The organism is Filimonas effusa (assembly GCF_004118675.1).
Taxonomy (GTDB): domain Bacteria; phylum Bacteroidota; class Bacteroidia; order Chitinophagales; family Chitinophagaceae; genus Filimonas; species Filimonas effusa.
Genome location: NZ_SDHZ01000001.1, coordinates 2170836 through 2196910, shown reverse-complemented (window position 1 = coordinate 2196910; position 26075 = coordinate 2170836). Strand labels below are relative to the sequence as shown.

Sequence of the window (26075 nt, the reverse complement as noted above, 5' to 3'; positions counted from 1 at the left end):
TTATCTTATTATGGTAACAGACCCTGTTATCTGGCTTCTTCCCATTCCCGGCCTGAGAATATAATAGTAAGTGCCAGCCGGAAGCGGGCCGCCAAAGCCGGTTCCATCCCATTCCTTCTTATAGCCTGTTGAGCTGAATATTTTTTGTCCGTACCTGTTGAAGATATCGATCGTACAGCCGGGGTAAGATTCAATATAAGGTATTGTCCAGGTGTCATGTATGCCATCGCCATTGGGTGAAAAAACATTAGCCACTTTAAGGTCTTTCAGCACTTTTACCTGTACCGTCTGGCTGGTATAACAGCCGCCGCTGTCGGTAATGGTGAGGGTATATTGCTGGTCGTTGGCAGTGTTGACAACTGGCGAGGCCACTATGCTGCTGCTCAGGTAAAGAGCAGGTGTCCACAGGAAAGAAGGTTTTACGGCCTTGTATACCGGCGTTAAAATGGCTGTGCCGCCTTCCAGCACCGTTACTGTGGGCATAGGATCCAGCGAAGGCATAGGATATACATTTAATGATTGGAAGGCAGAATCGCGACAGCCTTCATCGGATACATACAATGCTTTTATCTTATAAATACCTGCCTTATAAGCAGAAGAGGCAAAGCCTGATGCATTGATCCCTGTGCCGGAATAAATGAATTGTCCTTTTACACCGCCGGTTTCGGCTGCAGTGGTGATCTGGAAATTATTTTCGCCTGCGCACAACGACGGCAATGCGTTGAAGCGTAAGGCGGGACTGGCATGCAGCGTTAACAACTTGCTGGTTTCGCTCATACAGGTTTCGCCCGAATAAGCTCTTACTATTAATTGAACCTGTTTGCTGGTAGTGGCGCGGGTATATTGCCGGGTATAACGCTTGCCGCTATAAGTAACATAATCAGTGTCGGCAGCGGCAGGATTGTCGAGTGTATTCCAGTATAGCAGCAGTTTGGTGATACGGCCGAAATCTACACTGGAGAGATTCTGCAATTCCACCGCTTGGTTACTGCATAACTGGTTTTCGTTGGTGATGGTGAAAGCAGCCGAGGGCGATGCGCCATTCACCACGAACGTTTTGGTTAAAGCGCTGGTGCAGTGATAAGTGGTGCTTACAGTTTCGGTGACCTGGTAACTGGCAGCTGCCGTGTATTTATGAACGGGATGTTGTAGTATAGAAGTATCGGGATTAAGCAAGGTGGCAGCAGGATCGCCAAAACGCCAGTGATAGCTAAGCGCTTCTTTTCCCGCTAAAGTAGAACTATCGATGAACCGCGCACCGGCATCATTAAGACAGATATCGGGCATTCCAAACTTTACAACAGGGAATGCGCCGATGGTAACGGATTGGCTTTCTCTTGTTCCCGTACAGCCTGTGGAAGTTTGCACCTGGAGCGAAGGCTTGTATACACCAGCTGCCGGGTATAACGCAGGAAAAGAGGCGTTGGTAAACAGGGTATCTTTGGTGCCGTTGCCGTCATCCCAGAACCAACTGGTAATAGTGCCGCTGGTAACGGTTGATCTGTTATTATAGGTGACTGCCTTTCCCATGCAGGTGGTGTCGCTTATGGTAAAGGCAGCGACAGGAGGGGTATCCAATACTAAGTTTTTAGTGACCGCTGCCTGGCAGCCTATATCCGTTATGATCGCAAGGTTTATGGGGTAACTTCCTGCCAAAGTATATTGTTTCACCGGCGCAGCTATGTTATTGGTACTGCCATCGCCAAAATCCCAGGCATAGGTAGATATGCTGCGTCCATTGACGGCAGGTACTGCTTCAAATTGCACCGGGTCGCCAAAGCAGCCGGTAGTCTGCGCCTTCCAGTCGATAGAAGGCAGGTTGTAAACCTGTACATCGTAGTTGATTTCCTGTATACCTGAACAGCCATCGGGAGTAGGGTTGTCTACTTCAAGTTTTACAGAGAAAGAACCTGTGCTGTTGAAAATAAAACTACCGGGCAGCCAGAACACATACAATGTTTTATCATCTTTCTGGAAAGAGCTATCCGGTTGCGGTGCAGTGATGGCAACAGGGGCATTGGGGGAAATAGGGGCATTGCCAAAATCCCAATGAATGCTTGCCGGTTTATAAGGTAAAGTAACGGAAAGCCGGAAAGGCGTTTTCTCGCAGGTGGCAGGCAGGTTGGTAGTGTTGTATTGCGTTTTGATGGATATATACTGGTAAAGGTCCGAAACGTTGGTGCCGGCATTGTATCCATAGCTTTCTGTGTTGCCGTAACCATAAGCAATGGCATTGAAGCCGGAGTCGGACTGCAGCTGATGTACGCCTGCACTTACCGGCAGTTGTGCATAGGAGTAGGATGCATCCTGTGGTAACGGCGTGAACGATGTGCTTACATCGGTGCCGTCGAGCCGGAACGATGCCACGCCTCCCTTGCGCATGATCACATTTATAAAATGGCTGGTAATGTTATAATGACTGGTGGAGTTGAGCGTTATTTTATTGATGGTTTGTTCTACGGGACTCAGGTAGATCATCTCCGGATCACCAACGGTACCTAAGATGGTATTGCCGCATTGGTTGCTGGTGGTAATAAACTGCGCGACCAGCACAGGAATATCGGACGTGATAACGCCGGTACTGGCAGACTGGAACTGGTAATAACTGTTATTGATAAGGCCCGTAAGCGGCGTGCCGTTGAGTTTTACTTTGGTGGCAGGATCTTTTACCATCACCCGGAAAAAGTTGTTGGGCATATTGCGGGTAGGCGCTGTAATATAGTTTTTGCCCCAGGCGCTGAAGGGAAAGATCTGCTGGATGGTATTATCGGCGCTGCCGCTGCCGTTTGGCTGGCATTTTATATTGAGCTTGCTGGTACCACAGAACACGGCAATTTTAGTACAGCCGTTGCCACCGCTGCTGACAGAACGGATGCGGGTGCCGGTAAGATCTACGCCTGTCCGCTGGTCGGCGCTGCCGCCGGTTAATTGTCCCAGCAGGTTCAACACTTCGCCCTGTTGTAATACCTGGGTAAAAGGCACGCCGGCCTGGTGATGCTGCGTATTGGCGCTGGGGGTGATCTCCACCGTTGTATTGTTTTCCGTTGCTATCACAAAACAAAAAGGGTAAGAGAAGTTGCTGTTCGACTGCTGCGTGAACCCAAGCACATAATAATCCTGTCCAAGGGTAGGCGTAGGAAACAACAGGGAGGCGCCGGATACATTATTGTCGTAGATATGCGCGTAAGCAACGATGGGCCTGGTGCTGGTAATATGAATACCCGCCTGCGAAACCCCTTCAGAGGCGAGCCTTGCATCGTAAGAAGATGTTTTGGGCATCGCATCAGATTCTGTTACCTGGTTTGCCGACACATGATAATTGCGGCTCCAGCCCAAACGGGGAATGCTAACGGTAACATCTGCATCCTCTGCCGAGGTGAAATAAAGGATCATATTCTGGGTGCCGCCATTGGCCAATAATGCGCCGGAGTTTGAATTATACATGGATACATGGCTTCCATAACCCACCCAGAAATCTTTCCCTTTATTGGAGAAGTCCTGTGCCGTTGCGCCTGTAACAATAATACATATAGAAAATAAGAACGCTGTAAAGCGCTTGAGAAATGCCGGAACGGCTATTTCTTCCAGTGCGAGGCTTAGGAATCTTTTGTTCATTGCAGGGTAAGAAACGTAACTAAGACCAGTAAGGTACGATAAGGTTTATTGCGACGTAATAAAAGAAACTTTTTTTAGCAGAAATTAAGAAAGTGTTCACGTGCTGTATCGTCTGCCGGGTAAAGAGATGAAACGATAAAACGGACAATTGGAATGGCCGGAAAAGAATGCCGGAACCGGAGTCGCATCAATTTCAGTTTCCCGGATCTGGATGCAGGACTAATTTTTATTTCCTGTATGCTTCTGAGCCGCTATTTTGTCGTTTCCTGACAAAAGTCATTGTTTTGGGGTGAGTAATTGTGTATAGTTGCTCAAAGTGCTAACTATGGCAAAGCAGGGTGGTCCTGTAATTCTGGAAAAAACTATCGGCATCGTCTCTTGTTACAAGAGATGTGGGGTAGGTTGTGTCCGGATGAAAAGCAACCTCACCCGGGAGCGCTGGCAAACAGATCCGCTTTTTGCCGGCAGCCGTAAAAGCGCTGCACACCTGGCGGCGGCTTCCGTGCTGGCCAGCAAATATTACCGGGTTATCCCGGAGCAGCACCGCGTTGTGCCTCATTTCCGCCAGTTGGTAGGTATTGCCAAAGAAATGCTGTCTGCGGGTTTTTCGCTGCAGCAGATCAATAAAGTACTTGATTATACCGTTTGTCGCTTCATCAGGAAGATGGAAGCGGCAAACAGGAGGGGGAAACCGGTAAGGTCTTCTTTTGCCGCTAAGTCTTCCCTGCCTCCAAAGCCTGCTTTTACACGGCCTGTATTTGCCGGGTTAACTATCGCGCAACGCCCCGTGCTAACGGCGCTGCATTTGCCTGATGTGGTGCTGCCGGCAATAGACAAGCCACCCCGTGGTCAGCCGGTTGAAACAATGCCCGTTAAAAACCGGCAATTGATACTGTTTGGAACAAGAACTGCTGCGGCGGCAGGGTTTGTTATGCCTAGGAGTGAAATAAACATAATTTCCTGCATGAATTAGCGGCCTTTTAGTCTGTTCCTGCCTGTTGAAAAACACTTTCGCCCCGTCTATTATGAAAACAACTCCTGTAAATTCCTTCCATGGCACGTCTACGAAAAAGAACGCTTTAAATAAGAACGATCAGTATACTCAAAAGCATCTTAAGGCGATTGTGCTGCTTTATCCGTGGTTTTCCAAACCGGAATGTGGGTTGTCAGTTTTTCTGCATAAGCGCTTTTAGTTTACCTTGGCGGCAAATACACCTAAACTCTTATACTATGAAAAAGATGATAAGCCTTTTGTTGTTATATCAATTGATGGTAACAATTGCCTCTGCCCAGTCAAACTCATTTCCAGATATCATTCTCACTTCACCTGATTACCCGAAAATTGATTTCAACGGACGGATCTTGTATAGGGGTGTTGGCGGAAATAATCTAACCTGGAGATATGATGGCATTAATGATGCTGTATTGATTCACTCGGCTAATTTCAATAACTACGTACCTTCCCTGACTGGCGCAGGGGCTAGCGGCAGTTGGAATATAAATGCAGCAAGTGCCGGAGTCTGGAGCGGACAGAGTTTTGGTGGTGTAGGCGATAGTATTGGGTATTATATGCTGGGACACAGTACGGGGAATTCCTGGGCGGCTTATACACCTGATAAGGTGAAACGCTGGCTTGGCATGCCTGCCGCCGGAGAAACGCTCCAGAGTGTAATGGAGCGGGGGAATACTACAAGCAGGCCATTGTATCTTAACGGCTATGGAACGCAATTCTTAATCGCAGGTAATAATAATAATTACGTTGGTTCCGATTTGAACATAAGAAGAAGTAATACCAGCCCTGAGGTCGGTCGTGGCATAGTTATTCAGCTTGATGATATTAACCCTGTTAGTGCGAGTTCTCATATGATTCAGGGTTCAGGTGAAGGGCTGCAATTCTTTAACACCCATGCCGGAGCAGACTGGCAGGAAAGGATGCGCATTTCCACGAGTGGGAATGTGGGGATAGGTGCAGTATCGCCTGCTGAAAAGTTGCATGTTGTGGGAAATACCAGGTCTGAGGGGCAAATAAGATTTTATACGCCTTATCCTGATGCCGGCGGAAACTCTGGAATAGTAGCCAATCCCAATGGCTGGACCAGAATTGATCCTAATGGAGGCAGGTTTATAATGACCGTGTTTAAGGAGGATGTGGATGCCGCAAGAAATATTCTCGATATAGAACGTGTTGATACATGGCAAAAGCTGATGGAGCTAAAAGCTGACGGCAGTGGTTTCTTCCAGGGAAATATAGGTATTGGCACGTCTGCTCCACAAAGTAAACTTGCTGTTAATGGCGACATCACTACAAAGAAAATAAAGGTAACTCAAACCGGCTGGCCGGACTATGTATTTGAATCGTCTTATCAGCTGGCACCGATTTCTTATGTTGAAAAATTCATACAGGAAAATAAGCATCTTCCTGAAGTCCCATCTGCGGCAGAAGTGAAAAAAGATGGTCTTGACCTCGGCGATAATCAGGCTGTTTTGCTGAAAAAGATAGAAGAGCTTACACTTTATATCATTCAGCAGAATAAAGAAATTATACAGCAGAATAAAGAAGTCGCGCAGTTAAAGAAAAGAGTGGCAGACCTGGAAGCAAAATGATAATTCTCTCCTGCATTGTAGGCGGGACTTTTTTATGAAATAAAAAGCAGGATTGTCGGAAATTGGCAGGATTTCTGGTAGAACTTTGGCGCAAAAAGATATCAGAATGGCTGATGTAATAAAAATGGTTTCCGGTAAACAATTCGATTATGCATGCAGTGCATTTATGGGCACCTTCGAAGTGGAAGGCAATGTTTATTATGCTTCGTTTTGTCCGGAAGCAGTGGCCTATAATGAATCGATACAGGTGACCGGCCGTTATATCATCACCATGTTACATCCAAAGCTTGCTTCTGTTGTGTTTTATCTCAGAAACTATAAAGGCAAATGGGTGCTTGATAAGCCTGCAACTCCCGGCTGCGATGAAAGCGCCCTTCAATGTCTCTTTGTGACGCGCTACCCGTTCGAGCTTGATGATAAGATCATCGACTGGTGCAGTGAACAGATCGGTGCGCGCAGTATATAAAAAAGCAAGGCCGGAGTAGAAATGGCATTATATAGTTTTGCAGACCATTCACTATCCAAAACTGAAGATATTGCTCTTGCGATATTAGTCGCCACAGGCGTAGCACGTAGATGGCAGGAATCGACCCGCACGGAAGACCGGTTTCAAGGTTATCAAAATATGAATTCTCTCTATATGTCCATGATTACTCACTGTTAGGTAGTTTTTGTTTTTTTTATTTATAAAGTTTGTTTTAATTATAAGTTTTTCTATTTTGTACGTGTTTAGATAAATTGACTGACTGGTTTTGTGCTTCGCTAACAATTCAAACTGCTTCCTATGCCTGAACAGCTCGACTGGCTGATTCCGACGGTATTGATTTTATTGGGTGTATGCCTTCTTATTGTACTTGTTGCCTACGTTGTTATCAAAGCACGTAGCCGTAAAACAATTGTGATCAGTGAGGTTTGCCCCGGCGGGCAGGTTGTTGCCGCCGACCATTTCTATTACCTGCCTGTAGCCTCTTTGAGCGTAAAAGGATATGCAACGGTTACCATTCTGCGGGATAGAGATACAGGAATTATTGAAAATGCGTTCTTGTCCGGGCTTCGTTTCGAAAGCACAGTGCATATTGAGCCGGATACATCCAGGCTAATCGGGATCACGTATAAGCCGGATGCTTTTAGCGAGGATGAAATACAGATAACTACTACGGAAACCGGCCTGTTACAAAATGTATCCGTTGTGTCGGAGGATAGAGTCAGTTCAATAGTAGCGCAGATTGCGCAGGCGCCCGATCAGTTTGCCAACAAGCAGCTTCATGAGGTAGCGGCGAAACAACAAGCTACTATCTCCCAAAAAGCAGAAAGGGTTTTCCAGGTTGAAACAAGGGAGTTTGAACGTTCATTTGTAGTTTCCTCCGGGGAGGTTCAGGGAGCAGGCTTCGAAAGAGATTGGCGTATTCCTGTCGACGGTATACAAAATGATCTCCAGGTCGTAAATGCTTCATTCAGGTTTAGCAGAAAGGGGATAAGCAAAAAGGTGGAGCTATCCGGCTCCTACGATGGTTTGCTTACCCGTCCGCTCACCATGGTGAATTGGGATCTGTCAGATAACAGCCCGCTGACCGGAGTAAAAGCTGCATTTCAGTCCACTCTTTCCTGCCTGATACCGGATGAAAGTATGGCAGTGAATGTACCTGTGCGCCGTTATCTTTTTGTGAAGCATAAGGAACTGCCAAAGTTCAGTAACGGCATCCTGGTGGAGAAATATGTAAGTCATGGCAGTGAGGTAGAGGGTTTCATATCTATTCCTATAAATATTCTGAAGGCGATTGTATCCATTCCTTCCTGGTTGTTTCAGTTCAGGATTACACGTATCAACCAGGAAGTGGCTTTGGAAAAAGCCAGGCAGTCTGTAATAACAGATCGTAAGAAGGCTGTTACAAAGCCTGAAGCTGGCAAACCCCCGACAGAAAATCCCGAGTTGCCGCGAAAGGCGCAATTTGGTAAGCTGCCTGCCGATGAAACTGTAGAAGCACATGGTCTTCATGAGTTAATGGAAAAGACTTTTGATGCAAAGGTCGCAGCAGTTGCCGAAGCGGGTATTGCCGCAACTGATTTCTGTAACTGGCATGAGAAATATACTGGTGTCTGGAAAGAGTATGATAACTACCGGATTAAATCCTGTGTTCCGGCTGCCGCGGCTCATTTAATTACGTGTTGGTCTGCAAATACGAAATCTGTTCCCAGGGTGTTATCGGATCAGGAGGTGTTGCAGGCTTATAAAGCGGTATCGGGGTACGATGGGAACAGTAATGACGTTGGATGTAAGCTGGAGGATTTTTTAATTTATTGGGATGATAATGGTTTTGGCGGTGAGTCGTTCGTGCGGCGCTTGTTTATAAAGAAGAAAATTGCTTCAGTGCTGGAATATGGCGTTTATTGGTTTGGTGGCGCTATGGTTGGTTTGCAAATGCCCTCTCATGTAGAGGCGCAGGCTAAATGGGAGGTGCCTCCGGCAAATTTAAAAGATAAAGATATAAAGCTTCATTGTGTAGCGGTCCTGGGCTGTGTTAGTAATTACTTTATCGCTATTTCCTGCGGTAGAAAAGTGTCGATGAGTTACGCATTCTATGAATTGTATAACGACGAATCGGTAGTGGTTTTGTCGAATGTATGGCTGAAGGCGGATGGTCAGTCGCCGTCTAACGAATCGTTGGCGTTGCTGACGAAGCGTTTGAAGCAGATGAATGTTGTTTGAGTTATCCCATTTCAATATTGAGAGGTATATGTATATGAAAACAAAGGTTCTGTTATTGTTTGCATTGGTTTATTCCAGCTTCCTGAGCGCGCAGGTGCCGCTTACGAATTATGTTTGGGCGCCCCGGCAGGAGATCATCTTCGATTCCAGCGGGCGTATGATTTCTTTTCCTTCCATTTATGTATTGAAGAACTCGGACTTGTGTTTTAAGGTAAGGGTGCCTATGGGGATGCTAACGCAGCAAATGGCAGCGTTAAAGAAAAGGCTGGAAGTTACAAAGGAATTTCTAGGTCGCCCGGGAGTGAAAAAAGCATATGACTGCTTCTTTGGAGCGTTGAGTGATGTTTATGATTTTAATAGCTTTTATGTAGAGCTGGATAATGAAATTAAGAGGTTGGAGGCTACTACTATATGTAAAATGAATAAGTCCGCCCCTATGGTTGCTGCGCCTAAGGTTGTTGCGGATAAAAAAGAAGCAGATACCTCGGGCGTTGAGAAAAAGAAAGAAGCGCCTGATAAAGCTCCGGAAGGCGCTTTGTTGAGTAAAGCTATTCCTGTTGCCGGTTATATCAATGCTGTATTGAACTATCAATATGAAGTAGAGATCTACCGCGGTGCTTCCTGTGTAAAAAAGATTCCTTTACATGCTGTTTTAAACGAATGTGAAGATAATTGCGTTGACTTCGTTTATGATTGTATTAATATTAATGATCTGGACTGTAAGAGTTGTTCAGGCATTGCACAGCAGCGTGTTGGGTTTAAGCTGGTGCGTCATGATCCTTTGAGCAGGGTAGTGAGGGACTGGTATAATGTATCTGCGTCAGATTTGTTGAAAAAGATGGATGAAACGGGCATGGCTTCCAGTCGTAAAACTATTCTTGGGGCAATTGAAGCCGGCGCTAAAGAAACGGATAAGGATAAGTTGGATTCAAAGATTGATGATTTGAAAAAGCTAATGCCCTGGTTCATTAGTTGGTTTTGGTATACAGGTGGTGAATTGACGCTTGATCCGCTCAGCGTGCCTGCCAAGGAAAGGAATGCAGGTATCAACGAGCGTATAAATGCTATTGATAAGGAGATTGCTGTGAGGCAGCCGAGATTTGTTTTCCTGGATAGTGTAAAGGCCAACATTGAGAAGAGTGTATCCAGGTTCGAGGAGTTCGATAGGGTACAAAGCGCATTGCTTGAGGACGACGCCAGATTGAAGAGCCTGAAGGCCGATAAAGCCAGATTGCAGGCCCAGCTAAAGGAGACGGGCGATGTAGATAAATTACGCACAGACGATTTGTTGTACCAGGGAGAGATGGTTATAACCAAATGGGGAAATAAGAACCCCCAGAAGCAATTTGATGAGGCTCAGGATTATATGGCAATACCTCAACAGCGCCGGCTGCTCAGAAAAGTGTCTGAAGTGCCTGAAGACGAGAAGGTTTATATTCTCATTCAGAATGTGAGTGGCGGCAGGGAGATTCAGGTCGACGAAAAGCGGCTGAATTTCGACGATAGGGAGGAGTTTACTGCATTACTCCAGGAGCAGTTGTCAAAGATCGATTTTTCGGCTATTGCTGCGTCTGTAGGGCCATTGCAATCGTTTCTCAGATCATTTGCCAGCGAGAAAGCAATGGAGGCTTCCAGCTACGGCGATGGCGCTGATGCGCCTGGTTGTCTGGAGATAAAGCCATATCTCGAAGACTTGCAGAAAAAAATAGAGGCTGGTTCCGTTAGTTTCCCGCCGTCACTGAAGCTGTTTGAATCGCAGGTGCAGTCGGCTCCCCGCTTTAAAACGGTGATGAAGCTTACCGGCTCCAGTTCCGGTACCGGTTTTGAAGCGCCTTACCGTGATAGTATCAGTTTCCTGGATGTAACCAAAAAGGATTCGGTAAAAACGCTTTCCAAAACCTATATCAAGGTTGGCGCTTTAAGATTTATTCAACTGGCTGCGGGTATTGCCTATAACAAAACGCCGGCAACCACTACTACTATTGATACGGCTGGTAACGGGTTCCGGGTAAGTACGTCTGACAATGTTTCTAAGGCTATCTTCGGATTTAAGTTATATCCTTTCAAAAATTATAACAGAGATAATCAGATCATTCCCCGGTATTTCTTCAGGAGATTCAGTGCATTTGCGGGCTTTGAAATACTGCGTCCGCTGAATAATTTCTATATCGGAGGCGCCTACGATATTGTGCCTGGCTTTTCATTCTCTGTAGGGCAGAATTATTATCTGCAAACCCGGTATAAAGTAGAAAACAATACTGTTGTTAATACCTCACGCGGATACGCTAAATCGGGTCCTTATTATTCTGTGATGGTTAACCCGGTATTATTTGTTCAGTTCGTTAAATTATTTTTCAAATGATTATAAGGCAGTATCTGTTTATACTAATTGCAGCTGTTTTTCTGCACAGCTGTGCAAAAGATCTTGAGTTTAATGATCTGTCGGGAACCGCAACACTGAAAGGTGTGATTATTATGACCGACTCTTTGAGTGGAATTCATCAGTACAGGACGGCTGGAAACATCACTGTATTTCTTAAAAAAGCTGAGACTGAAAATGGTTATTTGTATAAAGTAACTGCAGATGCCAAGGGGCAATACAGCTTTAATGGTATTGATCCGGGAGCCAGCTATACCATTTATGCAGCTACAGATACCGGTTCAGTCAAGTATAGCGGCGAGTTGACTTACAAGGCCAATGGGTTTAAAGATGGTGAATCTGATAGCCTGCTGCTGCGTCCTTATGCTGTTAATCAGAATGGCATTCTTCTGATGGTAAGGAATGAGGCGGGCGACAGGGTTGGTAATACAACGGCGTGGGTTTTTAATAACCTGGCAGCGTTCCAGGCCGATTCAAGCGCCGGGAAGATATTTGACATGGTTTCAAATATCTATGGTGTAAGTAATAAGATCAATATTGCTCCCGGGAAATATTACCTGAGGGTGATGACTAAATTGGGGAGCGTTAATGTAAGAGGTGAGCAGGAGGTAGTGGTAGATCAAACAGGTATTAAGCCAGTTGTTTTAACGTTGCAGCCGTATACTATTAACAGAACAGGTGTTGAGCTTACGATAACTGATATTAACGCTGCGCCGATAAATGCTGCCGTTACTTATGTTTATAGAAGCGGCGTTATTGCGGATCTGGATTCAACCTATGCTAACAGTCTTTATTCCATAACGTCTAATAACGCGGGTATTGCTGCTAAATACGATATATCGCCAGGCGCTTATTTCCTGAGAACAATCAAGGTGGTTGGAAAAGATACGTTACGGTCGAAAGACCAGGTTAACGTAACGCTTAATGTGGTTACGCCGAAAGGGATTGTACTTCAGCGTTAAAGCTGGTTGCAGTTTTCCGTTCATGCGATAGTAATGGATGAGGTTCCACACAGGAGCAAAGTGGGCGGCGGATCATATTGGAACTGGGGGTAAATAGTTTTTTCTGAACCTGTTCGATATGATAATTGTCATTCTGTGAGCGCATGGGAAGTGTTGTTTTGTCCAAAGTGTTTTTCATAAAAATGGCCTGAGTGTTTTTACACCGGGCTTTTTTATACCTTGCTGGCAATTCAATAACCTAAACTCTTTACTATGAAGGAAATGATCGGCCTCATGGCTATGACTTTCTTATCCAGCTATTCTTTTTGTCAAGAAACCTTACAGAGTGTTACAGATAGAGGAAATACAACAACTCAGAGTATTGCTATAGGGGGAAATGCTCTGGGTAGTTATCAGGGCTATAAAGTGCTCGCCATTAATCCTGACTTTAATGGAAGTTTGATCGATTTCCGAAATGCCGGAGATAAGTCATTCCATGTTAGATATGATATGGCCGCCGGACTGATTCTTGAATCACGGGATGGAACTCAACCCATTGTTTTACAACCAGTGTATGGCGGCAACGTAGGCATAGGAACAACTTCTCCAACTAATAAATTGTCTGTAAACGGTGCTGCCGATTTTCAAACAAGAATAGGATTCAATAGTAAAAGCCAGTATCTAGGCGATGGCTATATGTTTTTTAATGCTACAGGAGGTCTAAATGACTTTGGTATAAGAAATGATGTTGGGGATATCTTACTTGCTGCAGGTAGTGCAAGCCCTCAGTTTATTCTAAAACCCTCAGGAAATGTAGGTATTGGTACTATGGCTCCTGCTTATAAGCTGGATGTAAATGGCGAGGTTGGTACTTCCCGGTTGGTTGTTTCGAACGTAGGAGGCGGTATTACATGGCCTTCTTCCGGTAGTTATGCTGCGATAGATGTTATGCAGGGGGCAGATATGATTTTCTACAATGGCATGGCGGCATATAATGAGAGGATGCGGATATTGGGTAATGGTAATATAGGTATTGGTACTTCCAATCCTGGAGTTTATAAGCTGGCCGTTGAAGGCACGATTGGTGCCCGCAAAATGAAAGTCACTCAGGAAGCCTGGGCCGACTATGTATTCGATTCGTCTTATCAGCTCCCTTCACTAACCAATGTTGAAACCTTCATTAAAGAAAATAAGCATCTTCCCGAAGTTCCTTCCGCGGCAGAAGTGAAAAAGGATGGTCTCGATCTCGGCGATAACCAGGCTGTACTGCTCAAAAAGATCGAAGAGCTTACCCTTTATATCATCCAGCAGAACAAAGAAATGTTAGAAATGAAAAAGCGGCTGGCTGAGGTTGAAGCTAACCAATCAAAATAAACTGACAATTGTCGTATAACTCCTGCTACAGACTAACCAAATTCAGGTCTTATTTAGATAACAATTAAACTGCCCGTGCATTTCTATGCCTGGGATTTTTTACTGGTAAAATCTGTTGTCATATTTACGGGTAGCCATAAAAAAGAATTATCTATTGATTCTATCTTGGCTTTATGAACCGCAAGATATATCCAATGAAGAAGTGGTGATGAGTTATACGCTTGTTGAGTGCAAAGGGGGCACAGCCTTCCTTCAATATCATATTGCTTAAGCCTTCTTCGGCTTCACAGAAGCAATGAAGGTAAAAGCTACATTGGCATCAATGCCGGCGTGCTTTGCCAGGACCTTGCAGTCTCCGACTGTGAATTTATCGGTTGTGGCTATTTTATTAAGAAACGTGTAGTAAGGGATATTTAAAGTCTCCGCCAGTGGAGTAGGTTCTACAAATGCGAATACCTGGTCCCATGTCTTTACCTTGCCGCCAATGATGGCTTCACCAAGGTTTAGCAACCTTTGCTTTAAGACCTTATCTCTGTTCTCGCTGTATGCTCGTTTAGCCATTGGGGCGCGAAATTATGGCCAAAAGTTAATCCGAGCTGTGTATAAGTAAGTGTAAAACTTAGTTTTATGAATCTTTGATTAAAATATATAAATCTTGGACTTATAAATATTAGTCTATTTACTATTTTCAACCTGTAAATTCAAATTTTGATAGCCGGAAAACATTATTAAATATCTTGCGAACCTTCTTTTGATAACACATAAGGATGTGTTCGTTAACGTCTCGCAATTCAAAACGACCAATTTAGAAAAGCGAAAGCAAGCGAGAGGTTACGGAACGCCCGTCGTGCATAATCGTACGCGGGCTACTGAACCTGCTTTGCTGGGCGCTTGGTCGTGCCTGAATTGGTGGTAGTAGGTGGCCTGCGTTTTTTATTACCTTCCGTTGTTCACCTTACTATCTATGTGTCCTGTGTAATCTAAAAATATTGACTGTCGTGGTGCGCTGGCATATAACCCATTTTCCCTTATGTACCATCTCTGCCCGAAAGGGTAGGGAACGCGGCGGTTATTAGTTATGAAAAAAGAAAGAGAGCGATCGCTGGTTTTAGCCTGGATAGCCATTGTATTGATCTGTGGCTGCTGCCTGGCAATAGCCATTATGAATTGGCCTGTTAAAATACATTTTTAGCAATAGCTGGTGCATTGTTCGTAAAGGGTACGCGATGCACAGTATTTCCACCGGCCTGGTAGTCCTGCCGGGCCTTTTTAAACTTTTTTAGGGTTTCAATTGGCTCTAAAAAGCCGTCTTGTAAACGGGTGACGGTTGAGTCGACAATTGGTCATTTTAAAACTGTGCCCGTGTGTCTACACGGGCACTTTAGTTTAATTTAACTACAATAGGGATAGATTCACACAGCTTATGCGAAATTGTTTTTAACATCTTTGATCAGGTCGATGCGACGGAATTTGTTTTTCGTATCATAAATGCGTCTAACCATTGCGGTAGTGGTATGTCCATTCATGCCGGCTACCTCTTCTTCTGCTTGCATTATAGCAATCAGTTTCTCGCTGAGAGCATCCATAACCTGGGTAGTATTTAGGTGTTTTAGCCGGTAGAAGTCTGAGCTTATGCCCAGTTTGTCTTTTATATGCCATCCTCCAATTGTATTTTGGGTTCGGCAGTCATTTCCGGTTCTGTGATTGCCGGGAATGATTCGGTTATTCTATTATACCCGCGTTCAATCCAATCCACTTCATCCTTCAGTTGACTTCTGACCGCAGCTTGCTTTTCGGCCAACCTGGTCAGCATATTCATGCCCTTAATTGTAACCTGTTTGCTCTTTTTTAGATTGTCGTCGTGGAATCGGTACTTAATGTACCTGTAAGTTTAACATTAGCTTTAGCGGTATTCCAATTCTTAGGGAATACAGACATTTTGCCTGCACGGCAGTTGTTAGGTAGCTGCTGCATTTTTGGTCACTTTTCAGTGACGGGTAACAAAAATGCCGCGAGGAGAGAAAAAAGAAAAAAGGCTGAAACCTTTGCTATTGCTAGATTTCAGCCTTTTAGTTTTTGTGACCTCGTCAGGATTCAAACCTGAAACCTTCTGATCCGTAGTCAGATGCTCTATTCAGTTGAGCTACGGGGCCTTTTCCCTTAACGGGTTGCAAATATAAGATGAAATTCTGCAAACCAAAAAATATTTTTCATTTTATTTTTTCAGGGCCTTAAAAAAGCGGCTCTGGTTATACCTGTGTACATCATTGCTGGTATAACCGGAGCCGCTGAAATATGGGCTATTTGTATAGGTTGGGATTGTTCTCTTCTTCACTTTGCGGAATCGCAAAAATGAATAGCGGGCTATTGGCAGGAAGGCTTAATGGTTCATGCGAACGTGAAGCTACCTGCTTCTCTGCACCACTGGGAGTAATAACCGTGACCTGAATGGCATTGTGATCTGCATCTTCATATGGCTTCCTTACAACGGGAAGCTGATTACGGATGATGTCTGATAGTGCGAACCCTTCTCCAAAAAGTTCTTTTCGCCTTTCAATAAGGATAGAGTCGACCATTAATGGCTGCGTGTTGCTGTTTAACTGAAATGCAGGAGCGTTTCTTTTTACTCTTAGTGTATTCAATGCCGTTGCTGCTTCTGTGAATTGATTGTTCCGTGCATAACCTTCAGCTTCTATCAGATACATTTCTGCACTTCTCATCAGTACCAGGTCAGCTGTTTCATCCTGGCGGAAAGTAAATTTTTTATACTGCAGAAAACCTTCTCTTCCTGTTGCTCCGTTCCATTTGAACAGCGATTTTCGGATATCTGCATCGTTGAACAAAAGCATGAAATAAGGATCTGCCATAAAGCTGTAGTAGCCTGAAGCGGATGAGCTTACATCGAGGAAATGAAAGCTGTAGCTGCCATCGCTTTGACTGGGGATTTCAGGATGGCCCCAAACCCATTCTACATTGCTGACATCGTTGAAGCCCTTGCTGTAATCTGCAGCAGACATGAGTGTATAGTTCTTCAGCACCTCGCCGGCGCTGGCTGCGGCATTGGCCCACTGTCCTGTATTCAGATAGGCTCTTGCGAGCAGTCCGTTCACAACATCCAGATCTATTTTGTATTTGGCAGGGCGGCTGTAACCCGTCAGCAATGTTTTCGCTTGTGTGAGATCGGTGATCACCTGCTGGTATATTTGTCTGAGTGAGGCGCGGGGATTCCCCTGAGTTGTATCAGCGGCGGGAACGGTATATAATGGCACGGCTTTGGCGTCAGGATCTTTCTGGTAAGAAAACTGGTAGAATGAAGCCAGCGTGGTATAGATATGAGCCCGTAATGCCAGCGACTGGCCTTTCAGAATCTTCTTTGCCGATTCACTGCCTGCAACGTCATCAACATGCGCTATGATGATATTCATATTGTTGATGATCTTATAAAGCTGGTTCCAGAAAGCCGTTACACGGGCTTGTGTTTTATCGTGCATCTGCTGGAACCTATAGGTGGCTGGAAATGCATATTTGGTGGTAATGACAGCAACATCGTACCCCATGACGTCGCTTACAAGGCCTATGGATTTAAAACCGGGATTGGAGTAGGTACCTCCATAAAAATCATCCATCATTGAGGCCCAGGTGCCTTCCCAGATAGTAGCGAGATTGTTTATATCGCGGAACAGGATCTCTTCCGGTACGGCATTCGAGGGCGCCGTGTTCAGTTGTTTGTTACAAGCTGTGAAGACTGTTAACAACAGCACTGCAAGTAAAAAGGGGTTTCTATATTTTCTTTTCATGATTATTTTTTTTCAGCGTTGCTTAAAGTCCTACCTGGATACCTACCGATACGGTGCGCATGGATGGATATTGATAGTAGGTAGTGCCATCAATAGATTGCTCGGGGTCCATTCCTTTATGACCGAAGAAGGTGAGCAGGTTTTCGCCGGTGGCGTATACTTTCAGGCTCGAAATGCCGGCACGGGAGAGCAGCGCCTTCGGTAAATAATAACCAAGGGACGCTGTTTTCAGACGTGCATAGGTGGCGCTGTATAAAAAGCGCGTAGAAGTGGCGGTCCAGTTCAGGTTGCCTTTGCCGGTAGTAAGAACGGGGACATTGGTGTGTCTGTTTTCCGGTGTCCAGCGTTCAAGTAATTCTGTGCTCCAGGTACGTCCGGGACTTGAAGCGCCCGATAACAGATAAAGCATATCGCCATCGAGCACTTTGCCGCCCAGGCTGTAAGCAAGCAGGAACGAGAGCTCTATACCCTTATAGTTGAAAGTGTTGGTGATACCGCCTGTTACTGCGGGTAATGCGCTGCCTGCATAGTATTGCGTTGCGGCCGTGTAATCATGTGTTGTGTCCTTTTTGCCATTGGCATCGGTACGATACCATAGCGGTCTGCCGTCTGCAGCGTCAACGCCTGCCCATTCTCTCAGGTAAAAATCGTAAATCGATTTACCCACTGCCAGTCGTTTGGTGCCGCTGGTAATATATTGCTGTGGCAGTGATGTGATCTCATTTCTGTTATGTGCAATGTTGAGCTGGATGTTCCAGTTGAACTGTGCTGTTCTTATCGCAATGGCGTTTAATTCAAGCTCAATTCCTTTATTCTGTAAGGTGCCGATGTTGGCGCTGATAGATGCGAAGCCTGTTGAACCCGCAAGTGGTTTTGCGTAAAGCAGGTTCTTGCTGGTGCGTTTATAATAGTTCACAGTACCTGATAGGCGGTTATCCAATGCTGCGAAATCGAGACCGATGTTCAGGTTAAGATTGGTTTCCCATTTCAATGAAGGTGTGGCCAGCCTTGATGTAATAACGCCACCGCTGCCGAGGTTGTTTTTCACGGAATACAACGCCAGGTAAGCATAGTAGCTGCTGAGGTTATCATTGCCTGAAGCGCCATAACTGGCTTTCAGTGTTAAGGTATTCAGCCATTTTTCCGATTTAAGAAAAGCTTCTTCTGCTAAACGCCAGGAGGCGCCTGCAGACCAGAAAGTGCCCCAGCGTGAATCCGGTGAAAAGCGGGAAGAGCCGTCGCTGCGAAGTGAAGCAGTAACGAAATACCTGTTCAGGAAATTATACTGCGTTTGCCCAAAGAAGCTGAGTTTGGCGTAATTGTCGGAAGTGCCGGTAAAGTCGTTCAACTGTGAAGCCGCAACAGGTTCTTCCAGTCCGGGCAGTACAAACTTCTGGCGTGAGCCTTCAATGCCACTGGTATTAAACGAATAGTATTCATGGCCACCCAGTACGTTCAGATGATGTCCGCCGTTGAAATCGTGGTTGTAAATAAAGATATTGTTCCAGGTATAAGACAACGTGCGGTTGTTGCTTTTGCTTACCCAGCCACCGATCTCAGCGTCATCGCCATACAACGGGTTGGTGTAGTAATGGCTGTTGCCGTTGATGTAGTCAATGTTATAGCTGGTTTTAAAAGACAGGTCCTTTGAGAATAACAGCTCCACGAAAGAACGGATGGATGCGTTTTCTCTTGTAACCTGTGATTTATCCAGTGGCAGTGTGCCCATAAGGTTTGATCTGGGTAGGGCGGCGCTGGGGCGGTAGTTGCCATAATCGTATTGGGCGTTGCCATTTTCATCAAGTAACAGGGAGCCATCTTCTTTGCGTTGGTAAATAGGGTAGAAGCCTGGCATCACTCTGCCATACATAATGATGTTGCTTGTTTTTGAATCGGATGATGTTGGGTTATGCTGGATGGTGCTGGCGCCGCTGAGGTTCAGGCCTGCGCGCAGCCATTTCTTTGCCTGTGAAGTAAAGTTGCCGCGGAAGGTATAACGTTTAAAGCCGGAGGCGAGGAAAGCGCCGTCATTATTGAGATATCCGCCCGAAATATAGTAAGTGCCCTTGTCTCCGCCACCGCTGAAGCTTAGCTGTGCCTGTGTGTATCTGGCTGGTTGATGCATGGCTGCTTCCCAGTCGTCGTTCCATAGAAGCTTTGCCGTGTCTTCGAGTTTGCCGCTGGTATTTACAGGCTGAGGCAGCGTGGGGCCGTAGGGGTTGATATTGAGATTGGAAACGAGAATGCTGCTTGCGTAAGCGGCCGCCTGTGCAGGTGTAGCGCCGCTTTCGAGCCGGCCGTTGCGTAAGGCTTCCCAATAGAGTTCGAAATAATCTTTGGTGTTAAGTTTCTTATAGTCCTTTATGGCCCTGCCGCTCCAGCCCTGGGTAACGATTGCATTAACGGCAACATTGTCGGATTTACGTCCCTGCCGGGTAGTGATAAGAATAACGCCGTTGGCGGCACGTGAGCCATACAGGTTGGCGGCAGCGGCATCTTTTAAGATGCTTACCGACTGAATATCTGCCGCATTAAACGCATTGATGTCGCCGTCGAAAGGAGCGCCGTCCACTACGAAGAACGGGGCGCTGCCGGCATTGATGGAGCCTATGCCCCTGATGCGTAATGTTGAGCTGTTGCCGGGCTGGCCATTGGCCAGCGTGGTTTGCAGGCCGGGAACAAGTCCCTGTAATGCATTGGTAAGGTTCGGCGTTTGCCGGGCCTCGAGTTTGTCGGCGCTGATGGTGGAGACGGCGCCGGGATAACCGGAGCGTTTGACGCTGGTATAGGCTACCGCTACCACCGTATCCAGCTCTCTATTGGATGCTGATAATAATACGGTGACGGTATCGGAGCGGAGTTGCAGTTCAACGGTTTCACGCCCTACATAGGATACACTTATAAAGTTCTTTTCGTTTTGTGTTTGCAGGCTGAAGTTGCCATGGTTGTCGGTAGTGGCGAACCGGGACGACCTGTTTAAAACGATGGTGGCTCCCTGTAACGGCTGATTGGTTTCTGCTGCACGAACGGAGCCTCTGATCGTGCGGGGGGAAGACTGTGCTATCGCAGTTAAGCCGGGTAACAGGCATAACAGGGCGATATAGATAGCTTTAGGCATACTAAGTGGTAAAAGTTTGAGATAATAAAATAGCCTGGGGCAATACATGGCCCTATCGCTGCCGGAGCAGGGATTTGCCGGGACGTAAACGGCCCCTGTAATTGCTTACATTAAGTGCAGGCGAGCTGGTTGGTGATGCTGGAGAATCAGGTGTTGAAACAACATCGGATACGTTGCGTTAGTTTCTGTTTCATGTATGTGGTTTAATAGTTATCCTTCATAGGAATGTGAGGATACCGCAAAACTAGTAATTCCTATCTATTTGATAGACTAAATGAACAGGAATTATGACGAATGGTATGAAACTATTTGTTTTATGATGTGTAATGGGGTTCTGTTGAGGGAAAAACAGGGGCTGGCGGCTGTAGAAAATAATAAATTCTTCAGTTCGGACGCTATTTGTATTTTTACCCATATAAAATATAGCACCATGAAGCTTTTTGTAGCAGGTTTATCGAACGACCTGGACGATGTAGATTTAAAAGAGATGTTCGAGTTATACGGTGATGTGACTTCGGCGAAAGTGATCTTAGACAGGGAAACAGGTAAAAGCAGGGGATTTGGTTTTGTTGATATGCCGGATAGCAATGACGCCAGGCAAGCCATTGAAACACTGGATGGTGCTGGATTACGTGGAAAGAAAATGTCAGTAAAAGAAGCTGATGCCCAGCAGGCGCAAGGTGGCGGCGGCGGTGGTTTCCGCAGCGGTGGCGGCGGTGGTGGTTATCGTGGTGGTGGCGACCGTGGTGGTGATCGCGGCGGATACCGTGGCGGTGGCGATCGTGGCGGCGACCGTGGTGGTTATCGTGGCGGTGGCGATCGTGGTGGTTACCGCAGTGGTGGTGATGACCGTGGTGGTGATCGCGGCGGATACCGTGGCGGTGGCGATCGTGGTGGTAGTGGCGGAGGTTACCGCAGCGGCGGTGATGACCGTGGCGGATTCAACAATCGTTACTAGCCAGCGGTGTGTTATGGCTGCTGTAGCTTAGGCGTACAATGTATTACGTTAGTTTGAAGGAAAGAATACTCGCCTTAGAAGTGGCGAAGATGAATATCTCCACAAAGGACCGTAAACACCACTTGCAATAAGCAAGCTTAACGATCAGGGATCTTGAATGATTCCAGTTTACAGCATACATATGAAACGATATCCTACTGTATTAACGATCGCAGGATCGGACAGTGGTGGTGGTGCGGGTATCCAGGCTGATATTAAAACGATATCGGCGCTTGGAGCTTATGCTACCACTGCTGTTACTGCCGTTACTGCCCAGAATACCCTGGGGGTTACCGATATTCATGTTATTCCGGCTTCTGTTGTGGAAGCGCAGATCCGGACTATCATGGACGATATGCCTCCTGCTGCTATTAAAACGGGTATGATCGCCGGCAAAGGGCAGGTGTTTGCTATTGCAACAGCTTTGCTTTCTTACCCGGCTACTCCACTTATTGTAGATCCTGTAATGTCTTCCTCCCGGGGGCAATCCCTTGCGGAGGAGGGGATCCATGAGTCTCTACAGCAGTGCTTATTCCCTATGGCAACGCTGGTAACGCCTAACCTGAAGGAGGCTGCGTTACTAACGGGTATTGCCGTTACCGATCTGCCTTCCATGCAACAGGCAGCCTCGCGCATACTGGCCATGGGCGCCCGTGCCGTATTGGTGAAAGGCGGACATTTAAAAAATACGGCTGAACTATACGATGTGTACCGCGATGCCGCCGGTGATGAGCAGGTATACCGCGCTGCGCGTATCGATTCGCTGAACCTGCATGGTACAGGCTGTACGCTGTCGTCGGCAATAGCGGCGCTGCTGGCAAGGGGAATGGCGTTGAAAGATGCCATTGCCGAAGCCAAAAACTATATGAACCAGGCAATAGCTGCGGGCAAAGATGTGGTATCGGGCGAAGGTCCGGGGCCGCTGAATCATTTTTTCAGGCCGTTACCGCTACAGGTGTTCAATTAACCTCCTTTTGTAGAACGACTTCATTAAAAAATCGGATATTTGCGACCCGGCGTAGCCGGCTGTCTGGCTTGCTTGTGTAAGAGTGTATTGATCTTCCATCTTACCGTAAATTATTATTTGGCATGCCAGATATGAAGAAATTATGTTTCCCCCTCTTGCTGTTGACTTGTGCGGCTCATGCACAGGTAACTAGTCCGTTGTATCATGAAGTGAGTGCCGCTGAGTTATACCGGCAATTTCATCAGCCTCCGGCCGCTGCCGCGCCATGGGTGTTCTGGCATTGGGTACAAGGCGCTGTGTCGCGGGAAGGGATCACTGCCGATTTAATGGCAATGAAAGAAGCGGGTATCGCAGGCGCTTATCTTATGACCATTAAAGATGCTGCCAATCCGCCTGTTTATCAGCCTGCGATGCGGCAGCTGACTCCTGAGTGGTGGGAGATGATGGTGTTTGCGATGAAGGAAGCAAAACGTATTGGTGTAAGACTGTCGATGGTGGCGAGTGATGGATTTTCGCTGGCAGGTGGTCCCTGGATCACACCGGATCTGGCGATGCAGAAAGTAGTGTACAGTTCGCTGGAAGTAGAAGGAGGAAAACGTTTTCAGGACACATTGCCTTTACCGGAAACTTATAAAGGGTATTACCGCGATATAGCCGTGTATGCTTATCCTTCCCAGGAACCCGCTATAACGGCTCCATTGCCCGTTATAACCAGCTCCAGGGCGGACGGAGATGTTTCGGGTCTGGCTTCGAAGAATAATACCAAAACTTTCAGTTCCAATGATCCCTGCTGGATTCAATATAGTTATGCCCGGCCTTTTACCTGCCGTGCTATTGTTATAAGAACCAATGGTAATAATTACCAGGCGCACCGGCTGCTGATACAAGTTAGTGACGATGGTGTCCGCTTCCGCAATGCCGGACGTTTACAGGCGCCGCGCCATGGCTGGCAGGATACGGATGCAGATGTTACGCATGCCATAGAACCTGTTACCGCAAAGTATTTCCGTTTTGTATATGATAAAGAAGGCACCGAGCCGGGATCGGAAGACCTGGATGCTGCCAAGTGGAAACCAACCCTTAAGCTAAAGGGAATTGAACTGTTAACCGCACCCAGGTTGCACCAGTACGAAGGGAAATCAGGATTGGTATGGCGTATTAGTCCGCGTACCACTGAGCAGCAATTGCCTGATTCGTTATGTGTACCTATAGATAAGGTCATACCGCTTTCCGGTAAGGTAAATGCACGCGGGCAACTGGTTTGGGAGGTACCTGCGGGCAGGTGGACCATTCTGCGTATGGGACATACCGCCACAGGGCATACAAATGCCACCGGTGGCGCAGGGATAGGATTGGAATGCGACAGGTTTAATCCTGCTGCTATAGAATTACAATTCAATAACTGGTTCAGGGAAGCCCGTCGTCGCGGCGGGCCTGAGCTGGCTTCCAACCTTACGAGATTATTTCTTGAAAGCTGGGAATCGGGCAGTCAGAACTGGTCGCCTGTTTTCCGTGATGCTTTTCAGCGTTTAAGAGGATATGATCCTTTGCCTTACCTGCCGGCCATGGCAGGTATTCCGGTAGGCTCTGTAGCTATAGCTGAAGGTTTTTTATATGATGTTCGCCAGACGATCGCGCAGCTGATAAGTGATACCTGCTTTGCCACATTTGCGAAGCTGGCGCATGATAATGGTTGTGAGCTTGTTGCCGAGAGCGTAGCGCCTACCATGATGAGCGATGGCATGCTGCATTTTAGCAAGGTAGACATGCCTATGGGTGAATTCTGGTTCAACAGTCCTACGCACGACAAACCCAATGATATGCTGGATGCCATTTCCGGTGCGCATATTTATGGTAAGCCGGTGATTCAGGCAGAAGCATTTACCACCGTGCGTATGGCCTGGAATGAACATCCCGGCAGTTTAAAGACGATACAGGACCGCAACTATGCACTTGGCCTGAACAGTGTGGCATACCATGTTTTTGTACAGAATCCCTGGACTGACCGCAAACCCGGTTCTACACTGGATGGGGTAGGCCTGTATTTTCAGCGTGATCAAACCTGGTGGAAGCCGGGAGTTGCCTGGGTTGACTATGCCCGCCGTTGCCAGTCGTTACTGCAGCTGGGAAAACCTGTTGCTGATGTTGCCGTATTTACCGGCGAGGAACTGCCACGCCGCTCCATTCTTCCCGACAGGCTGGTAACTACATTGCCCGGAATAATGGGAGCCGACCGGGTTCGTGAAGAAAAGCTGCGTCTTGCAAACGTGGGACAACCATTGCGAGTTAAACCTGATGGTGTAACACACGCTGCGAATATGGCGGATCCTGAGAACTGGACCGATCCATTAAGAGGTTATGCTTACGACTCTTTTAATGAAGATGCCATCCTGCGGCTGGCTACTGTGCACGATGGCCGTATTGTTTTACCTGGCGGCGCCAGCTATGGTGTGCTGGTATTACCGGTTCCGGGCGCAGCTACGCCTGATGGCGGCTATATGAATCCTGCTGTAGCAAAACGAATTGGAGAGCTGGTTAAAGCAGGTGCTACTGTAATTGCAGGCGACCGCTCGTTAAAAGCGCCGGGTTTGCACCAGGAAGCTGTTGCTTTACCTGTGGTTACAGGCAAAGGTAAATTGCTGAAAGCGCCTTACAATGATGCTAGTTTCGCAGCACTAGGAATTGCTCCGGATCTTATCATGAAAGACAGTACCGGCAAACAGGCTAAAGCGATGGCGTGGACGCACCGCACCGCTGCTGATTTCGACCTGTATTTTGTAGCCAACCAACTGGATAAGCCCAGGATACTGGAATTATCGTTGCGCGAAACAGGCCGCCTGCCTGAACTCTGGGATCCTGTTACCGGCGATACAATGGTGGCGAGGAACTGGAAGGTACAGGGCGGACGTACGGTATTGCCTGTAAAGCTTGAGGCCAATGCTTCCGTATTCGTTGTGCTGCGTAAAAAAGCAGTGCCTGCAAAACAGGCGTCAGGAAATAACTATACTACTCCTAAAGTGATACAAACACTGCAAGGCGGCTGGAAAGTACAGTTCGATACTGCATTTGGCGGCCCCGCTGCCGCTGTGCCATTCTCCCGTTTACAGGACTGGTCGAAACATGAGCTGCCTGGTGTGAAGTATTATTCCGGAACGGCCGTATATACGTATGATCTTGAATGGAATCAGAGCCTGCCTTCGGGCCGTACCTGGCTGCAGCTGGGAGAGGTGGCAAATCTGGCAGCTGTGAAACTGAATGGTGTGGATTGTGGTATCAGCTGGACTGCGCCTTATCGCGTAGACATTACAAAGGCATTGAAGAAAGGCATGAATAAACTGGAGATCAGTGTTACAAATACCTGGGCTAACCGTTTGATAGGAGATCATATCCTGAAAGATCAGAAGCCTGTAACATGGACCACAGCTCCTTTCCGCCTGGAAGGCAAACCATTGGAGGCGGCGGGTTTACTGGGCCCGGTGACCATTGCAGCAGAATAATAATATAATCCATCATTATAGGAAAACATGCTATTGCCCGGCGATGGTGAGAAGATAATTTTACACTTTTATGAAACG

General features: G+C 46.7%; 18 protein-coding genes and 1 tRNA gene. 10 read left to right on the top strand and 9 right to left on the bottom strand.

Translation table 11 applies throughout. From position 1 onward, the window contains the following. Complete coding sequence (locus tag ESB13_RS08105) at positions 1-3615, bottom strand: PKD domain-containing protein (RefSeq protein ID WP_129002499.1); 3615 nt, start codon at positions 3613-3615, stop codon at positions 1-3. A gap of 325 nt (positions 3616-3940) precedes the next feature. Here ESB13_RS08105 and ESB13_RS08100 point away from each other — a divergent pair, with 325 nt between their 5' ends. The 6 genes from ESB13_RS08100 to ESB13_RS08075 all read left to right on the top strand — a co-directional run bounded on the left by ESB13_RS08100 (position 3941) and on the right by ESB13_RS08075 (position 12268). After that, a complete protein-coding gene (locus ESB13_RS08100; protein WP_129002498.1) occupies positions 3941-4588 on the top strand; it encodes a hypothetical protein in 648 nt (215 codons plus the stop codon). Positions 4589-4845: 257 nt separating this feature from the next. Then, positions 4846-6219: an FtsB/FtsL family cell division protein gene (locus ESB13_RS08095; RefSeq protein ID WP_129002497.1), complete on the top strand. Its 1374-nt coding sequence runs from the start codon at positions 4846-4848 to the stop codon at positions 6217-6219. Positions 6220-6325: 106 nt separating this feature from the next. Further along, positions 6326-6685 carry a hypothetical protein gene (locus tag ESB13_RS08090; RefSeq protein ID WP_129002496.1) on the top strand — a complete coding sequence of 120 codons (360 nt, stop codon included), beginning with the start codon at positions 6326-6328 and terminating at the stop codon, positions 6683-6685. A gap of 318 nt (positions 6686-7003) precedes the next feature. Next, a complete protein-coding gene (locus ESB13_RS08085; RefSeq protein ID WP_129002495.1) occupies positions 7004-8926 on the top strand; it encodes a hypothetical protein in 1923 nt (640 codons plus the stop codon). 34 nt (positions 8927-8960) lie between these two features. After that, entirely contained in the window at positions 8961-11288 is a 2328-nt protein-coding gene (locus tag ESB13_RS08080) for a hypothetical protein (RefSeq protein WP_129002494.1), read from the top strand. Then, positions 11285-12268, top strand: coding sequence for a hypothetical protein (locus ESB13_RS08075; protein WP_129002493.1), 984 nt, complete (start codon positions 11285-11287; stop codon positions 12266-12268). The genes ESB13_RS08080 and ESB13_RS08075 overlap by 4 nt, the downstream gene beginning before the upstream one ends. Here ESB13_RS08075 and ESB13_RS08070 read toward each other — a convergent pair. Then, positions 12237-12446, bottom strand: a complete 210-nt coding sequence (locus tag ESB13_RS08070; RefSeq protein WP_129002492.1) for a hypothetical protein — start codon at positions 12444-12446, stop codon at positions 12237-12239. The genes ESB13_RS08075 and ESB13_RS08070 overlap by 32 nt on opposite strands. A 74-nt stretch (positions 12447-12520) precedes the next feature. On the opposite strand from ESB13_RS08070, the gene ESB13_RS08065 reads away from it, so the two are divergent. After that, positions 12521-13621 (top strand): hypothetical protein, encoded by a 1101-nt coding sequence (locus ESB13_RS08065; protein WP_129002491.1) that lies wholly within the window; start codon positions 12521-12523, stop codon positions 13619-13621. Positions 13622-13888: 267 nt separating this feature from the next. On the opposite strand, the gene ESB13_RS08060 is transcribed toward ESB13_RS08065, so the two are convergent. From ESB13_RS08060 to ESB13_RS08040, 7 genes are all read right to left on the bottom strand, one after another. Further along, the gene (locus ESB13_RS08060; RefSeq protein ID WP_129002490.1) at positions 13889-14182 is read right to left on the bottom strand and encodes a hypothetical protein; all 294 of its coding nucleotides are present in this window, start codon (positions 14180-14182) and stop codon (positions 13889-13891) included. 375 nt (positions 14183-14557) lie between these two features. Further along, entirely contained in the window at positions 14558-14782 is a 225-nt protein-coding gene (locus tag ESB13_RS08055) for a hypothetical protein (RefSeq protein ID WP_129002489.1), read from the bottom strand. A gap of 260 nt (positions 14783-15042) precedes the next feature. Next, positions 15043-15174: a hypothetical protein gene (locus ESB13_RS24185; RefSeq protein WP_281275044.1), complete on the bottom strand. Its 132-nt coding sequence runs from the start codon at positions 15172-15174 to the stop codon at positions 15043-15045. 95 nt (positions 15175-15269) lie between these two features. Next, positions 15270-15440, bottom strand: coding sequence for a hypothetical protein (locus tag ESB13_RS23740; protein WP_164974129.1), 171 nt, complete (start codon positions 15438-15440; stop codon positions 15270-15272). Between the two features lie 260 nt (positions 15441-15700). Further along, positions 15701-15774 (bottom strand) — tRNA-Arg (locus ESB13_RS08050). A 147-nt stretch (positions 15775-15921) separates the two neighbouring features. Next, positions 15922-17418: a RagB/SusD family nutrient uptake outer membrane protein gene (locus ESB13_RS08045; protein ID WP_129002488.1), complete on the bottom strand. Its 1497-nt coding sequence runs from the start codon at positions 17416-17418 to the stop codon at positions 15922-15924. A gap of 22 nt (positions 17419-17440) precedes the next feature. Continuing rightward, on the bottom strand, positions 17441-20536 hold the full coding sequence (locus tag ESB13_RS08040) for a SusC/RagA family TonB-linked outer membrane protein (RefSeq protein ID WP_129002487.1): 3096 nt from the start codon (positions 20534-20536) through the stop codon (positions 17441-17443). A 430-nt stretch (positions 20537-20966) separates the two neighbouring features. Here ESB13_RS08040 and ESB13_RS24180 point away from each other — a divergent pair, with 430 nt between their 5' ends. The 3 genes from ESB13_RS24180 to ESB13_RS08025 all read left to right on the top strand — a co-directional run bounded on the left by ESB13_RS24180 (position 20967) and on the right by ESB13_RS08025 (position 25997). Further along, on the top strand, positions 20967-21494 hold the full coding sequence (locus tag ESB13_RS24180) for an RNA recognition motif domain-containing protein (RefSeq protein WP_129002486.1): 528 nt from the start codon (positions 20967-20969) through the stop codon (positions 21492-21494). Between the two features lie 181 nt (positions 21495-21675). After that, positions 21676-22500: a bifunctional hydroxymethylpyrimidine kinase/phosphomethylpyrimidine kinase gene (gene thiD / locus ESB13_RS08030; protein WP_129002485.1), complete on the top strand. Its 825-nt coding sequence runs from the start codon at positions 21676-21678 to the stop codon at positions 22498-22500. 131 nt (positions 22501-22631) lie between these two features. Beyond that, positions 22632-25997, top strand: a complete 3366-nt coding sequence (locus tag ESB13_RS08025; RefSeq protein WP_129002484.1) for a glycosyl hydrolase — start codon at positions 22632-22634, stop codon at positions 25995-25997. The last annotated feature ends 78 nt before the right edge of the window (positions 25998-26075 follow it).